Annotated in this window: 14 protein-coding genes; 11 read left to right on the top strand and 3 right to left on the bottom strand. The window is 60.1% G+C overall.

Going from position 1 to position 13,470, the window contains the following annotated elements:
* Positions 1–40: 40 nt before the first annotated feature.
* Entirely contained in the window at positions 41–394 is a 354-nt protein-coding gene (uraH, locus tag NTD85_RS22120; RefSeq protein ID WP_003223171.1) for a hydroxyisourate hydrolase, read from the bottom strand.
* Positions 395–815: 421 nt separating this feature from the next.
* On the opposite strand from uraH, the gene puuE reads away from it, so the two are divergent.
* From puuE to NTD85_RS22075, 8 genes are all read left to right on the top strand, one after another.
* Positions 816–1,742 carry an allantoinase PuuE gene (puuE, locus tag NTD85_RS22115; RefSeq protein WP_003223169.1) on the top strand — a complete coding sequence of 309 codons (927 nt, stop codon included), beginning with the start codon at positions 816–818 and terminating at the stop codon, positions 1,740–1,742.
* A complete protein-coding gene (uraD, locus tag NTD85_RS22110) occupies positions 1,739–2,254 on the top strand; it encodes a 2-oxo-4-hydroxy-4-carboxy-5-ureidoimidazoline decarboxylase (RefSeq protein ID WP_098967921.1) in 516 nt (171 codons plus the stop codon). The genes puuE and uraD overlap by 4 nt, the downstream gene beginning before the upstream one ends.
* Positions 2,255–2,341: 87 nt before the next feature.
* Positions 2,342–3,337 (top strand): allantoicase, encoded by a 996-nt coding sequence (alc, locus tag NTD85_RS22105; RefSeq protein WP_262143221.1) that lies wholly within the window; start codon positions 2,342–2,344, stop codon positions 3,335–3,337.
* A gap of 117 nt (positions 3,338–3,454) precedes the next feature.
* Positions 3,455–3,958, top strand: a complete 504-nt coding sequence (locus NTD85_RS22100; protein ID WP_007960046.1) for an ureidoglycolate lyase — start codon at positions 3,455–3,457, stop codon at positions 3,956–3,958.
* Positions 3,959–4,009: 51 nt separating this feature from the next.
* Positions 4,010–5,326, top strand: a complete 1,317-nt coding sequence (locus NTD85_RS22095) for a urate hydroxylase PuuD (RefSeq protein WP_201138329.1) — start codon at positions 4,010–4,012, stop codon at positions 5,324–5,326.
* A 237-nt stretch (positions 5,327–5,563) separates the two neighbouring features.
* Entirely contained in the window at positions 5,564–6,916 is a 1,353-nt protein-coding gene (locus NTD85_RS22090) for a nucleobase:cation symporter-2 family protein (RefSeq protein WP_003223161.1), read from the top strand.
* Positions 6,917–7,075: 159 nt separating this feature from the next.
* Positions 7,076–7,861 carry an outer membrane protein OmpK gene (locus NTD85_RS22080; RefSeq protein ID WP_201138331.1) on the top strand — a complete coding sequence of 262 codons (786 nt, stop codon included), beginning with the start codon at positions 7,076–7,078 and terminating at the stop codon, positions 7,859–7,861.
* Between the two features lie 373 nt (positions 7,862–8,234).
* Complete coding sequence (locus NTD85_RS22075; protein WP_003223156.1) at positions 8,235–9,020, top strand: outer membrane protein OmpK; 786 nt, start codon at positions 8,235–8,237, stop codon at positions 9,018–9,020.
* A gap of 123 nt (positions 9,021–9,143) precedes the next feature.
* Here the strand turns inward: NTD85_RS22075 and NTD85_RS22070 are convergent, their stop codons facing one another.
* Together NTD85_RS22070 and NTD85_RS22065 are read right to left on the bottom strand one after the other, a co-directional pair.
* Positions 9,144–10,316, bottom strand: a complete 1,173-nt coding sequence (locus NTD85_RS22070; protein ID WP_262143220.1) for a patatin-like phospholipase family protein — start codon at positions 10,314–10,316, stop codon at positions 9,144–9,146.
* A gap of 35 nt (positions 10,317–10,351) precedes the next feature.
* The gene (locus tag NTD85_RS22065; protein ID WP_003223152.1) at positions 10,352–11,287 is read right to left on the bottom strand and encodes a lipid A biosynthesis lauroyl acyltransferase; all 936 of its coding nucleotides are present in this window, start codon (positions 11,285–11,287) and stop codon (positions 10,352–10,354) included.
* 117 nt (positions 11,288–11,404) lie between these two features.
* Here NTD85_RS22065 and minC point away from each other — a divergent pair, with 117 nt between their 5' ends.
* The 3 genes from minC to minE all read left to right on the top strand — a co-directional run bounded on the left by minC (position 11,405) and on the right by minE (position 13,408).
* Entirely contained in the window at positions 11,405–12,142 is a 738-nt protein-coding gene (gene minC / locus NTD85_RS22060; RefSeq protein ID WP_045122352.1) for a septum site-determining protein MinC, read from the top strand.
* 199 nt (positions 12,143–12,341) lie between these two features.
* Positions 12,342–13,154 (top strand): septum site-determining protein MinD, encoded by an 813-nt coding sequence (minD, locus tag NTD85_RS22055; protein WP_003223148.1) that lies wholly within the window; start codon positions 12,342–12,344, stop codon positions 13,152–13,154.
* Positions 13,154–13,408 carry a cell division topological specificity factor MinE gene (gene minE / locus NTD85_RS22050; RefSeq protein ID WP_003223146.1) on the top strand — a complete coding sequence of 85 codons (255 nt, stop codon included), beginning with the start codon at positions 13,154–13,156 and terminating at the stop codon, positions 13,406–13,408. Before minD ends, minE begins: the two co-directional genes overlap by 1 nt.
* Positions 13,409–13,470: the final 62 nt, after the last annotated feature.

The raw sequence follows: 13,470 nt of genomic DNA, 5'->3' as shown, positions 1-13,470 counted from the left end.
TATGCGCAGTCGCTTCCCGGTGGGGGCAGCTGCTTGGGGGTCAGCTGCCCCGATAGGTGGAATAGCTGTAAGGCGAAATCAGCAGTGGCACGTGGTAGTGATCCTGTTCGGCGGAGATGCCGAAACGCAGCACCACCACGTCGAGGAACGCCGGTTCCGGCAACTGAACGCCACGGGCGCGGTAGTAATCGCCAGCGTGGAACTGCACCTGATAGACCCCGGTGCGGTAGTCATCGCCTTGCAGCAGCGGTGCATCGACCCGGCCATCGCTGTTGGTAATCGCACTGGCGACCAATTCCAGGTGCGAACCTTCGACGCGGTACAGCTCGACCTTGATCGAGCTGCCCGGGCAACCGTGTGCAGCGTCCAAAACGTGTGTTGTCAAACGTCCCATTGATTCTGCGCGCCTGGCCGCAAAGAGCAGTCAGACTTCGCGCCTCCCGAAGTCAGGTAAAAAGGAGACCGCACCGATTCGGAGCACGAAAAGTTGCGGCGAGCGACTGATTAAGACACTTTTCAAAAAAATTGTACACAATAAAAACGACATTTTTCGCATCACCCCCGTCATTCGGGCGTTTAACGCGAACCTGCGCCTAAAGCGCCTGGCTATTGAACCTCGCATCCATTAGCTGACTGATCAGGCAGGTTTCTTGCAGGTTTACGCCATTAGCAGCAAAAGATGACAGTCGGTGAAAAATGCGAAAAATCAGGCTTACAAATTGAGAATAAAGTTGTATACAATCAGCCCATCGCTGTGACGCCAGCCTGTGCATGCCGTTACACAAACCTGTCAACGAACAAGAAGGAAGACTGCAGTGAGCGCTGACTACCCACGCGACCTGATCGGTTACGGCAGTAACCCTCCTCACCCACACTGGCCGGGCAATGCCCGCATCGCCCTGTCGTTCGTGCTCAATTACGAAGAAGGCGGCGAACGTAACATCCTGCACGGCGACAAAGAATCTGAAGCCTTCCTCTCGGAAATGGTCGCTGCCCAGCCGCTGCAAGGCGCGCGCAACATGAGCATGGAATCGCTTTACGAGTATGGCAGCCGCGCCGGCGTCTGGCGGATTCTGAAACTGTTCAAGGAATTCGACATTCCACTGACCATCTTCGCCGTGGCCATGGCCGCCCAGCGCCACCCGGACGTGATCCGCGCGATGGTCGAAGCCGGTCACGAGATCTGCAGCCACGGCTACCGCTGGATCGACTACCAGTACATGGACGAGGCGCAGGAGCGCGAGCACATGCTCGAAGCGATCCGCATCCTCACCGAACTCACCGGCGAACGCCCACTGGGCTGGTACACCGGCCGCACCGGCCCGAACACCCGTCGGCTGGTGATGGAAGAAGGTGGTTTCCTCTACGACTGTGACACCTACGACGACGACCTGCCCTACTGGGAACCGAACAACCCGACCGGCAAGCCGCACCTGGTGATCCCGTACACCCTCGACACCAACGACATGCGCTTCACGCAAGTTCAGGGTTTCAACAAGGGCGACGACTTCTTCGAATACCTCAAAGACGCATTCGACGTGCTCTACGCCGAAGGTGCCGAAGCGCCGAAGATGCTCTCGATCGGTCTGCACTGCCGCCTGATCGGCCGTCCGGCGCGTCTGGCCTCGCTCAAGCGCTTCATCGAATACGCTAAAAGTCATGAACAGGTGTGGTTCAGCCGTCGCGTCGACATCGCACGCCACTGGCACGCAACCCACCCGTACCAAGGGGCCGCCAAATGAGCCGCTTTCAAACCCTGCAACCGTCGACTCTGAGCCGCGACGCCTTCGTCAAAGCCTTCGCCGACATCTACGAACATTCGCCATGGGTGGCCGAGAAGGCCTACGACTTGGGCGTGGACGCTTCGATCGACGAGATCGAAACTCTGCACCAGCGCATGAGCGACATCCTGTTGAGCGCCGATCACGCCAGTCAACTGGCACTGATCAACGCTCACCCGGACCTGGCCGGCAAAGCCGCCGTCCAGGGCCAATTGACCGAAGCCAGCACCAATGAACAGGCTGGCGCCGGTATTCACCAATGCACGGCCGAAGAGTTCCAGCGCTTCACCGAGCTGAACGACGCCTACAAAGCCAAGTTCAAGTTTCCCTTCATCATGGCGGTAAAAGGCAGCAACCGGCATCAGATCCTCGCGGCGTTCGAAACGCGCATTCACAACTCGGTCGACACCGAATTCAAATGCGCGCTGGCGGAGATCAACAAGATCGCCCTGTTCCGTTTACTGACTCTTTAGCAAGCCTGGCCCGAGCATGTCAGACGCGGAGAATGCCCAGGGCCTCGCAAGCATCCCCAGCCACTTATTTAAAGGCAGACAAGAAGAATGAAAGCTTACGCCGTACCTTTCGAGAAGTTCGTCAACCTGGCCGATGCCCGTCTGGGCACCAAAATCATCTCGGTCACCGATGACTGGTTCGCAGACGCCAATCGTCTGTTTCAGCCGACCCCGGCCGTGTGGAAGGAGGGTGTGTTCGACGACAACGGCAAGTGGATGGACGGCTGGGAATCGCGTCGCAAGCGCTTTGAAGGCTACGACAGCGCGGTGATCCGTCTGGGCGTACCGGGCTCGATCAAAGGCGTGGACATCGACACCTCATTCTTCACCGGCAACTTCCCGCCATCGGCCTCGCTGGAAGCGTGCTTCCTGGCCTCGGGCGAGCCGGACGAAAACACCCAGTGGACTGAAGTGCTGTCGGCCGTCGAGCTGCAAGGCAACAGCCACCACTACCACGAAATCAGCAACGACCAAGCGTTCAGCCACCTGCGCTTCAACATCTACCCGGACGGCGGTGTCGCCCGTCTGCGCGTGTACGGCATTCCGTTCCGCGACTGGTCCGCTGTTGGCGATAACGAGCAAGTCGACCTGGCTGCAGCCCTTAACGGTGGCCGCGCCCTCGCCTGCTCCGACGAACACTTCGGCCGCATGAGCAACATCCTCAACCCGGGCCGTGGCATCAACATGGGCGACGGCTGGGAAACCGCACGTCGTCGTACCCCGGGTAATGACTGGGTGATCGTCGCGCTGGGCCATCCGGGCGAGATCGAAAAAATCATCGTCGACACCCTGCACTTCAAGGGCAACTACCCGGACACCTGCTCGATCCAGGGCGCGTTCGTCAAGGGCGGCACCGACAGCCAGATCGAAACCCAGTCGCTGTTCTGGCGTGAACTGCTGCCGAGCCAGAAGCTGGAAATGCACGCCGAACACACGTTCGTCGAGCAGATCAAGGCACTGGGCCCGATCACCCACATCCGTCTGAACGTGTTCCCGGACGGTGGTGTGAGCCGCCTGCGCGTTTGGGGCAAGGTCGCGAAGTAAGCGGCGCGACCATTCGCGAGCAAGCTCGCTCCCACATTGATCGCAATTCCTGTGGGAGCGAGCTTGCTCGCGAAAGCGTCAGATCAAACAACACAGAATTCGGATAAGAAGAACAGCATGCGCACACTAACGATTGAACCGCTGACCAAAGAAGCCTTCGCCCCCTTCGGTGACGTGATCGAAACCGACGGCAGCGACCACTTCATGATCAACAACGGTTCGACCATGCGCTTCCACAAACTGGCGACGGTCGAAACCGCTACGCCTGAGGACAACGCGATCATCAGCATCTTCCGCGCCGACGCGCAGGACATGCCGCTGACCGTGAGCATGCTGGAACGCCATCCGCTGGGCAGCCAGGCTTTCATTCCGCTGCTCGGCAACCCCTTTCTGATCGTGGTCGCGCCACTTGGCGATGAACCTGTATCAGGCTTGGTCCGCGCCTTCGTCACCAACGGCAGGCAGGGCATCAATTACCATCGCGGCGTCTGGCACCACCCGGTGCTGACGATCGAAAAGCGGGATGACTTCCTGGTGGTTGATCGCAGTGGCACAGGCAATAACTGCGATGAGCATTTTTTCAAAGAGGATGAGCGTTTGATCCTCGCCCCCCACCAATAAGAGAAGGTCTGATCACCCGACAACAAGGGTGACAGGCGAGAGGTAAAGACTGTGGAAGCACATCTGTTGGAATGGCTGAACCTGAGCGTGCGCTGGGTTCACATGATCACTGGCGTGGCCTGGATCGGCGCGTCGTTCTACTTCGTCTGGCTGGAGAACAACCTCAACCGCGTCAACCCGAAAACCGGTCTTGCCGGTGATCTGTGGGCAATCCACGGCGGCGGTATCTATCACCTGGAAAAATACAAACTGGCCCCACCGTCGATGCCGGAGAACCTGCACTGGTTCAAATGGGAAGCCTACTTCACCTGGATGTCGGGGATCGCGCTGCTGTGCGTGGTGTTCTACTCCAACCCCGTGCTCTACCTCGTGGCACCCGGCAGCGGCCTGACCGGCCCTGAAGGCGTGGCCATCGGCATCGGTTCGCTGATCGCCGGCTGGTTCGTCTACGACTTCCTCTGCGATTCGCCACTGGGCAAAAAACCTGCTCTGCTGGGCTTCATCCTGTTCGTGCTGATCATCGGCGCGGCGTATGGCTTCAGCAAGGTGTTCAGCGGTCGTGGTGCGTACCTGCACGTCGGCGCGATCATCGGCACCATCATGGTCGGTAACGTGTTCCGCATCATCATGCCGGCGCAACGTGCACTGGTCGCAGCGATCGCCGAGAACCGCACACCGGACCCGGCGCTGCCAGCCAAGGGCCTGCTGCGTTCGCGTCACAACAACTACTTCACCCTGCCGGTGCTGTTCATCATGATCAGCAACCACTTCCCGAGCACCTACGGCAGCCAGTACAACTGGTTGATTCTGGCCGGGATCGCGGTGTTGGCGGTGTTGGTGCGTCACTACTTCAACACCCGTCACGACAGCCACAAGTTTGCCTGGACCCTGCCGGTGGCAGCGGTGGGCATGATCACCCTGGCGTACGTCACCGGCCCTGCGCCGATGCCGACCGCACCGGACGTGGCCAAGGCACCCGCGAAAATCGAGTACCAGCCACTGCCGGAAACGGCACTGGGCGGTGGCGCGAAACCGGCTGAAGCGGCGGCACCTGCAGCGCCAGCAGCAGCCCCTGCTGCGGCACCGGCGCAAGCGTCCAACGCCGGTCCTGCGTTCGACAAGGTGCACAACGTGATCCAGGAACGCTGCGCGGTCTGCCATTCGGCCAAACCGACCAGCCCGTTGTTCAGCGCGGCACCTGCCGGTGTGATGTTCGACACCCCCGAGCAGATCCGCCAGAACGCGGCGCGGATCCAGGCGCAAGCCATCACCACGCAGATCATGCCACTGGGCAACATCACTCAGATGACCCAGCAGGAACGTGACCTGATCGGTGCATGGATCGCGCAGGGAGCCCAGACCAACTGAGCCAGACAAAAGCCTGTGTAAAAGCAGGCTTTTGTGGCGAGGGAGCTTGCTCCCGCTGGGTCGCGAAGCGGCCCCTCTCTTTGCCTGAAGAGCAGGGACTGCTGCGCAGTCCAGCGGGAGCAAGCTCCCTCGCCACAAACAAGCTCTGCAGCCACAACTATGAATGATGCAAAAGGACAGCTGTGAGCCACCCGGCAGCTGTTCAATCACAAGAATAAAAAAGATCCGAGGTGTTGCATGTCCGAGCTGTCCAAAGCGCGCATCCCCGACGCACCCGCCATTCAGCGTTTGCCCCTTTTGCAACTGATCCTGGTCGGTTTGCAACATGTTCTGCTGATGTACGGCGGTGCCATCGCGGTGCCGTTGATCATCGGACAGGCCGCTGGCCTGAGTCGTGAAGAAATCGCCTTCCTGATCAACGCCGACCTGCTGGTCGCCGGTATCGCCACCATCGTCCAGTCGCTGGGTATCGGCCCGATGGGCATCCGCATGCCGGTGATGATGGGCGCCAGTTTCGCCGCTGTCGGTAGCATGGTCGCCATGGCCGGTATGCCCGGTATTGGTCTGCAAGGGATCTTCGGTGCAACCATCGCCGCCGGGTTCTTCGGCATGCTCATCGCGCCGTTCATGTCCAAGGTCGTGCGTTTCTTCCCGCCGCTGGTGACCGGCACAGTCATCACCTCGATCGGTTTATCGTTATTTCCCGTGGCTGTGAACTGGGCCGGTGGCGGCGCCGCGGCTGCGCAATTCGGCTCGCCGATTTACCTGGCCATCGCCGCCCTGGTGCTGGCGACCATTCTGTTGATCCACCGCTTCATGCGCGGGTTCTGGGTGAATATTTCCGTGCTGATCGGCATGTGTTTCGGCTACGTACTTTGCGGCGCGCTCGGCATGGTCGACCTGAGCGGCATGGCCAGCGCGCCATGGGTTCAGTTCGTCACCCCGCTGCACTTCGGCATGCCGAAATTCGAACTCGCGCCGATCCTGTCGATGTGCCTGGTGGTGGTGATCATCTTCGTCGAGTCCACCGGCATGTTCCTGGCGCTGGGCAAAATCACCGGCCAGGAAGTCTGCCCGCGCATGCTGCGTCGCGGCTTGATGTGTGACGCGGCTGCATCGTTCTTTGCCGGGTTCTTCAACACCTTCACCCACTCCTCGTTCGCGCAGAACATCGGCCTGGTGCAGATGACCGGCGTGCGCTGCCGCTCGGTGACCATCGTCGCCGGTGGTCTGCTGATCGTGCTGAGCCTGCTGCCGAAAGCGGCGTTCCTGGTGGCGTCGATTCCACCGGCGGTGCTTGGCGGTGCAGCGATTGCGATGTTCGGCATGGTGGCGGCTACCGGGATCAAGATCCTTCAGGAAGCCGACATCGGTGACCGTCGCAACCAGTTGCTGGTGGCGGTGAGCATCGGCATGGGCCTGATCCCGGTGGTGCGTCCGGAGTTCTTCGCGCACTTGCCGATGTGGATGAGCCCGATCACCCACAGCGGCATCGCCATGGCCACGCTCAGCGCACTGACCCTGAACCTGCTGTTCAATATCCTCGGCGGCGCCGAACGCGCAGCGATCAACGACTGCCATGCGCATTAACAGCATTACCGATTACCCCTGTGGGAGCGAGCTTGCTCGCGAAGAGGCCATGTCAGTCAACATCACTGTTGAATGACACACCGCTTTCGCGAGCAAGCTCGCTCCCACATGGACTATGCAACACCCTGCTTCAACAATAAAAACAAGAGGGAGCAACAGATGATTCGCACGCAAACCAACGTTCTGTTGAGTGGCGGCCTGCTGGCCGCGAGTCAGGCCATGGCCGGCGATTTACTGCTGTGGCAGACCAACAGCCTGAGCTACCTGTACGGCAAGAACTTCGCGATCAACCCGTCGATCCAGCAGACGGTGACGTTCGAGCACGCCGACAAGTGGAAGTACGGCGACAACTTCCTGTTCGTCGACAAGATCTTCTACAACGGCCAGGACGACCGCAACAAAGGCCCGCACACCTACTACGGCGAATTCACTCCGCGCTTCTCGTTCGGCAAGATCTTCGACCAGAAGCTCGAGTTCGGCCCGATCAAGGACGTGCTGCTGGCGATGACCTACGAGTACGGCGAAGGCGACAGCGAGGCCTACCTGATCGGCCCCGGCTTCGACCTGAAAGTGCCTGGCTTCAACTACGTGACCCTGAACATCTTCCGCCGCCACACCGAAGGCCCGCGCCCTGGAGACGGTGTGTGGCAGGTCACCCCGGGCTGGTCGTACAGCGTTCCCGTGGGCAATTCCGATCTGCTGATCGACGGCTATCTGGACTGGGTCGTCGACAACGACCAGAACTCGCGCGGCACCTACCACGCCAACCTGCACATCAATCCGCAGATCAAATACGACCTGGGCAAAGCCCTGGGCTGGAGCCACAAGCAACTGTACGTCGGCACCGAGTACAGCTACTGGAAGAACAAGTACGGAGTCGAAAGCAGCCATAACCTCGACACCAACCAGAACACCGCCAGCCTGCTGGTGAAGGTGCACTTCTAAGATGGCCCGCAACCGTGCCCCATACCTGTCGTCGGTGCTCTGTTGCGGGGCACTTGAGACCTGGCCGAGGAGTCAGTATTCTCCGCGGCCTCTTGAATTCGGTCTAAAAAAAAGCCCGGATTTAATTCCTGACCGAAGAGCCAACTTATCCCGGCCCCGGTCAGTACCGAGGCATCCCGAAAACACGCTCAATCGACTGTTTTTCAGCAGCCGAACGGGCGTTTTTTTGCTTTTCGAAAGCCTTGGCCCAGCTCTTGCTATCACCAGCGAAGCTGACCGATCGGATGACTTTTGCAGCAACGAAAAAAGGCGCCACACCAGAGCGCCGATCTTAAAAAAATAAACGTGGAACACCTACTTTGGGAGCAACCGAATGAAACGTATGTGCACCAGCCTGATGCTCGCGGGATCGATGTTGGCCGGGGGTCAGGCCATGGCCGATGGCCTGCTGCAATGGCAGAACAACAGCCTGACCTACCTCTACGGCAAAGACTTCAAGGTCAACCCGGCGATCCAGCAGACCGTCACCTTCGAACACGCCGACGCCTGGAAATACGGGGATAACTTCCTGTTCGTCGACAAGATCTTCTACAACGGCAAGGACGACGCCAACGTCGGCCCGAACACCACTTATGGTGAGTTCCAGCCACGTATTTCGCTGGGCAAAGTCCTGGACCAGAAGATCGAGTTCGGCCCGATCAAGGACGTGTTGCTGGCGATGACTTACGAGTTCGGTGAAGGCGACGTCGAGTCGTACCTGATCGGTCCTGGCTTCGATCTGGCGATCCCGGGTTTCGACTATTTCCAGTTGAACTTCTACCAGCGCCACACCGACAGCTCGCGTCCGGGTGACAACGTCTGGCAGATCACTCCGGTCTGGTCCTACACCATTCCGGTCGGCAGCTCGAACGTGCTGATCGACGGCTACATGGACTGGGTGGTCGACAACGACGTCAACAACAAGGGCGAGTATCACGCCAACCTGCACTTCAACCCGCAGGTCAAATACGACCTGGGCAAGGCCCTGCATTTTGGCGAGAAGCAGCTGTACGTCGGTGTTGAGTACGACTACTGGAAAGACAAATACGGGATCGAAGACTCCCGTGGCTTTACCACCAATCAGAACGTGACCAGCTTCCTGGTGAAGTTCCACTTCTGATCCTGGTATCAGTGGCGTCTGCAAGGACGCCTTCGCGAGCAAGCCCGCTCCCACACTGGTTTTGTGACCGACACAGAACCCATGTGGGAGCGGGCTTGCTCGCGAATGGCCGCACCGCAAATCTCAGGCCGGCACCACCGCTTCGCTGATCCCCAGAAACCGGCACAACTCTGCACGCTTGGCCAACGCATCGCGCCGTCCCAGGTCGATCAGTTCGCTGCAATACCCCGCCTCGAACAGCAGATAGCTCAACACCCCTGCCCCACTGGTCTTGGTCGCACCCGGGCCGCGCAGGAACAGGCGCAACGCCGCCGGCAACTCCTGGCGATGCCGCGCCGCGATTTCATCGATCGGCTGACTCGGCGCAATCACCAGCACCTCCACCGGCGCCACCCCCAGCTCCCGAGTCGGTACGCCCTCGGGCATCAGGTGACTGAACTGGTTCAGACGCTGCAGCAACTCGATGTCGCTCTCCAGGCTGTCGATGAACGTACTGTTGAGAAGGTGCCCGCCGATCTGCGCCAGGGTGGGCTGCTGACCGGTGTAGGAGCGCTCCAGCGGTTGCTGAGGATCGAAACCGCGCGGGTTGCCGCTGACGCCCACCACCAGCACCCGGCTCGCGCCCAGGTGCAGCGCCGGGCTGATCGGCGCCGATTGGCGGACTGCGCCGTCACCGAAATATTCCTCGCCGATTTTCACCGGGGCGAACAACAGCGGGATTGCTGAACTGGCCAGCAAGTGGTCCACCGACAACTGCGTCGGCACACCGATACGGCGATGCCGCAACCATGCATCGATCTTGCCGCCGCCCTGATAGAAGGTCACCGCCTGCCCCGACTCATAACCGAACGCCGTCACCGCCACCGCATGCAACTGCTCGCAGGCAATGGATTCGGCAATGCCGGACATGTGCAGTTTTTCGTTGAGTAAATCGCGTAAGGGCGAGCTGTTGAGCAGCGCCACCGGCAGGTGGCGGCCCATACCCAGCAGGCTGTGGCTGACGAAGCGGCTGGCCTGACGGATCACCCCCGGCCAGTCACTGCGCAGCACCCGATGGCTGCGAAAGCCCTGCCAGAACAGTGTGAGGCGTTCGATCGCCGCGCGAAAATCGGTGGCGCCACTGGCGAGGCTGACCGCGTTGATCGCCCCGGCCGAAGTGCCGACGATCACCGGAAACGGATTGTCCGCCCCCAGTGGCAGCAGTTCGGCAATCGCCGCCAGCACCCCCACCTGATACGCCGCCCGAGCCCCGCCGCCGGAAAGAATCAAACCTGTGACCGGTTCAGCTGGGCTCATCGCAACGCTCCATGGTGCTTGAAAGGGTGAGTGAATCAGCCGCGCCGTTTCGGGTAAAGCTTCGGCTCGCCCGGTGGACGGCTCTTGAAGCGGCGATGCGCCCACAAGTATTGCTCAGGGCAGGCGCGCAACGCACTTTCCACCCACTGGTTGATGCGGATGCAGTCGGCCTCTTCGGTTTCACCCGGGAAGTCTTCCAGCGGCGGATGGATCACCAGCCGGTAACCGCTGCCATCCGCCAGACGTTCCTGAGTGAACGGCACCACCAGCGCCTTGCCCAGCCGGGCGAACTTGGTGGTGGCGGTCACCGTTGCAGCCTGAATGCCGAACAACGGCACGAAGATACTTTGTTTGGCGCCGTAGTCTTGATCCGGTGCGTACCAGATCGCCCGGCCCGAACGCAGCAGCTTGAGCATGCCGCGCACATCGTCACGCTCCACCGCCAGCGAATCGAGGTTGTGCCGCTCGCGGCCACGACGCTGGACGAAGTCGAACAACGGGTTCTTGTGCTCGCGGTACATGCCGTCGATGGTGTGCTGCTGACCGAGCAGCGCCGCACCGATTTCCAGCGTGGTGAAGTGCGCGGCCATGAGGATCACGCCTTTGCCTTCGCGCTGGGCCTGTTGCAGATGCTCCAGGCCTTCGACGTGGGCCAGCTTCGCCAGACGCTCACGCGACCACCACCAACTCATCGCCATTTCAAAAAACGCAATGCCGGTGGAGGCGAAGTTTTCCTTGAGCAGGCGTTTGCGCTCGGCGGCGGATTTTTCCGGGAAGCACAGTTCAAGATTGCGCTTGGCGATGCGCCGCCGGTCGCCGGCCACGCGATACATCAATGCGCCCAGAATACGACCGATCGTCAGTAAAACCGCATACGGCAACTGCACGACCAGCCACAACAGCCCCAGACCGCACCAGAGCGGCCAGAAGCGGGGAGAAAGAAAGGCTCTTCGAAAACGCGGGCGATCCATTAAAGCTTCCGTAAATTCAGTGGCCGCGCATTCTACATTGTTCGACCCGGCTTGCGGCTCGCGGGCGTTCTCGTTATAAGTCTCGGCACTTTTAGTGACAAGCCGTTGTATGCCGATATGAGCCAAAACGAATCGCCAGATCAAGATCCTGTGTTCCAGTTGAAGGGCAGCATGCTGGCCATTACGGTGCTGGAGTTGTCCCGTAACGACCTCGACAGCCTCGATCGGCAACTGGCCGCCAAAGTCGCCCAGGCCCCGAACTTCTTCAGCAATGCCCCGCTGGTCCTGGCGCTGGACAAACTGCCACCGGGCGAAGGCGCGGTCGATCTGCCCGGTCTGATGCGCGTGTGCCGCCAGCATGGCCTGCGTACCCTGGCGATCCGCGCCAGTCGCATCGAAGACATCGCCGCCGCCATCGCCATCGACATCCCGGTGCTGCCGCCGTCCGGCGCCCGGGAACGACCGCTGGAAGCCCCGGAACCGGAAGTCAAAAAGAAGCCGGAAAAGCCGCCGGAGCCGACCGTCAAACCGACCCGTGTGATCACCACGCCAGTACGTGGTGGCCAACAGATATACGCCCAGGGTGGCGATTTGGTCGTGGTTTCCTCGGTCAGTCCGGGGGCGGAACTTCTTGCCGATGGCAACATCCATGTATACGGCCCGATGCGCGGTCGCGCGCTGGCCGGTGTCAAGGGCGACACCAAGGCGCGGATTTTCTGTCAGCAATTGAGCGCTGAACTGATCTCCATCGCCGGGCATTACAAGGTTTCCGAAGATTTGCGCCGCGATCCACTGTGGGGCTCCGGTGTACAGGTCAGCCTGTCGGCCGACGTGTTGAACATCATTCGGCTTTAACGGATACTGCCGCATTTTCCAAGCATCTCTAAAACGTAGCGAAAACGGCTCAAACGAAGTAGGAAAAAGGATCAAGGAGCGTTTGCCCCCGGCAAGTGCGACTTGCGCCGAACTCCAGCCAAGGCTGTCCGACTGCAGTAGTTTTCAAGAGATGTTTTTCAGGGGCTAAAAAGTCCTTCTTCCTTAGGGGTGAAACACCTTGGCCAAGATTCTCGTGGTTACATCCGGCAAGGGTGGTGTGGGTAAGACCACCACCAGCGCCGCTATCGGTACCGGCCTCGCTCTGCGCGGCCACAAAACAGTGATCGTCGACTTCGACGTGGGCTTGCGTAACCTCGACCTGATCATGGGTTGCGAGCGTCGCGTGGTGTACGACTTCGTCAACGTGGTCAACGGCGAAGCCAACCTGCAGCAGGCCCTGATCAAAGACAAGCGCCTGGAAAACCTCTACGTGCTGGCCGCCAGCCAGACCCGCGACAAAGACGCGCTGACCGTCGAAGGCGTGGAAAAAGTCCTGATGGCGCTCAAGGAAGACTTCGACTTCGTGGTCTGCGACTCCCCGGCGGGCATCGAGAAAGGTGCGCACCTGGCCATGTACTTCGCCGACGAAGCGATCATCGTGACCAACCCGGAAGTGTCCTCGGTACGTGACTCCGACCGCATGCTGGGCCTGTTGGCCAGCAAATCGCGTCGCGCCGAAAACGGCGAAGAGCCGATCAAGGAACACCTCCTGCTGACCCGTTACAATCCGCAGCGCGTCAGCGATGGCGAGATGCTGGGCGTCGAAGACGTGAAGGAAATTCTGGCCGTGACCCTGCTGGGCGTCATCCCTGAGTCGCAAGCGGTTCTGAAAGCTTCCAACTCGGGCGTCCCGGTGATTCTCGACGACCAGAGCGATGCCGGTCAGGCGTACAGCGATGCCGTTGATCGTCTGCTGGGCAAAGAAAAAGAACATCGTTTCCTCGATGTTACGAAGAAGGGATTCTTCGAGCGCCTGTTTGGAGGTAGGTAATGAACCTTTTTGACTTCTTTCGTGCCAACAAAAAGCCAAGTACCGCCTCGGTAGCGAAAGAGCGTCTACAGATCATCGTGGCGCATGAGCGCGGCCAGCGCAGCACGCCGGATTACTTGCCAGCCTTGCAGAAGGAACTGGTCGACGTGATCCGCAAGTACGTCAACATCGGTAACGACGACGTACATGTTGCACTGGAAAGCCAGGGCAGTTGCTCGATTCTGGAACTCAACATCACCCTGCCAGATCGCTGAGTCGATCCGGCAGTCGCTACGGCGGCTCGGGCTGCTGATGCTCGTGTAGGAGCTGGGGGGGG

This window comes from Pseudomonas sp. 13B_3.2_Bac1 (assembly GCF_025466205.1).
Taxonomy (GTDB): Bacteria; Pseudomonadota; Gammaproteobacteria; order Pseudomonadales; family Pseudomonadaceae; genus Aquipseudomonas; species Aquipseudomonas fluorescens_H.
This window is presented reverse-complemented; position numbering and strand designations above follow the sequence as displayed.

Bases quoted from the DNA above. Each gene is read 5' to 3' on its own strand.
- NTD85_RS22090 (WP_003223161.1), top strand. From the start codon at position 5,564: ATGTCCGAGCTGTCCAAAGCGCGCATCCCCGACGCACCCGCCATTCAG.
- NTD85_RS22065 (WP_003223152.1), bottom strand. From the start codon at position 11,287: ATGGATCGCCCGCGTTTTCGAAGAGCCTTTCTTTCTCCCCGCTTCTGG.
- uraH (WP_003223171.1), bottom strand. From the start codon at position 394: ATGGGACGTTTGACAACACACGTTTTGGACGCTGCACACGGTTGCCCG.
- NTD85_RS22080 (WP_201138331.1), top strand. From the start codon at position 7,076: ATGATTCGCACGCAAACCAACGTTCTGTTGAGTGGCGGCCTGCTGGCC.
- minE (WP_003223146.1), top strand. From the start codon at position 13,154: ATGAACCTTTTTGACTTCTTTCGTGCCAACAAAAAGCCAAGTACCGCC.
- NTD85_RS22075 (WP_003223156.1), top strand. From the start codon at position 8,235: ATGAAACGTATGTGCACCAGCCTGATGCTCGCGGGATCGATGTTGGCC.
- uraD (WP_098967921.1), top strand. From the start codon at position 1,739: ATGAGCCGCTTTCAAACCCTGCAACCGTCGACTCTGAGCCGCGACGCC.
- minC (WP_045122352.1), top strand. From the start codon at position 11,405: ATGAGCCAAAACGAATCGCCAGATCAAGATCCTGTGTTCCAGTTGAAG.
- alc (WP_262143221.1), top strand. From the start codon at position 2,342: ATGAAAGCTTACGCCGTACCTTTCGAGAAGTTCGTCAACCTGGCCGAT.
- NTD85_RS22070 (WP_262143220.1), bottom strand. From the start codon at position 10,316: ATGAGCCCAGCTGAACCGGTCACAGGTTTGATTCTTTCCGGCGGCGGG.
- NTD85_RS22100 (WP_007960046.1), top strand. From the start codon at position 3,455: ATGCGCACACTAACGATTGAACCGCTGACCAAAGAAGCCTTCGCCCCC.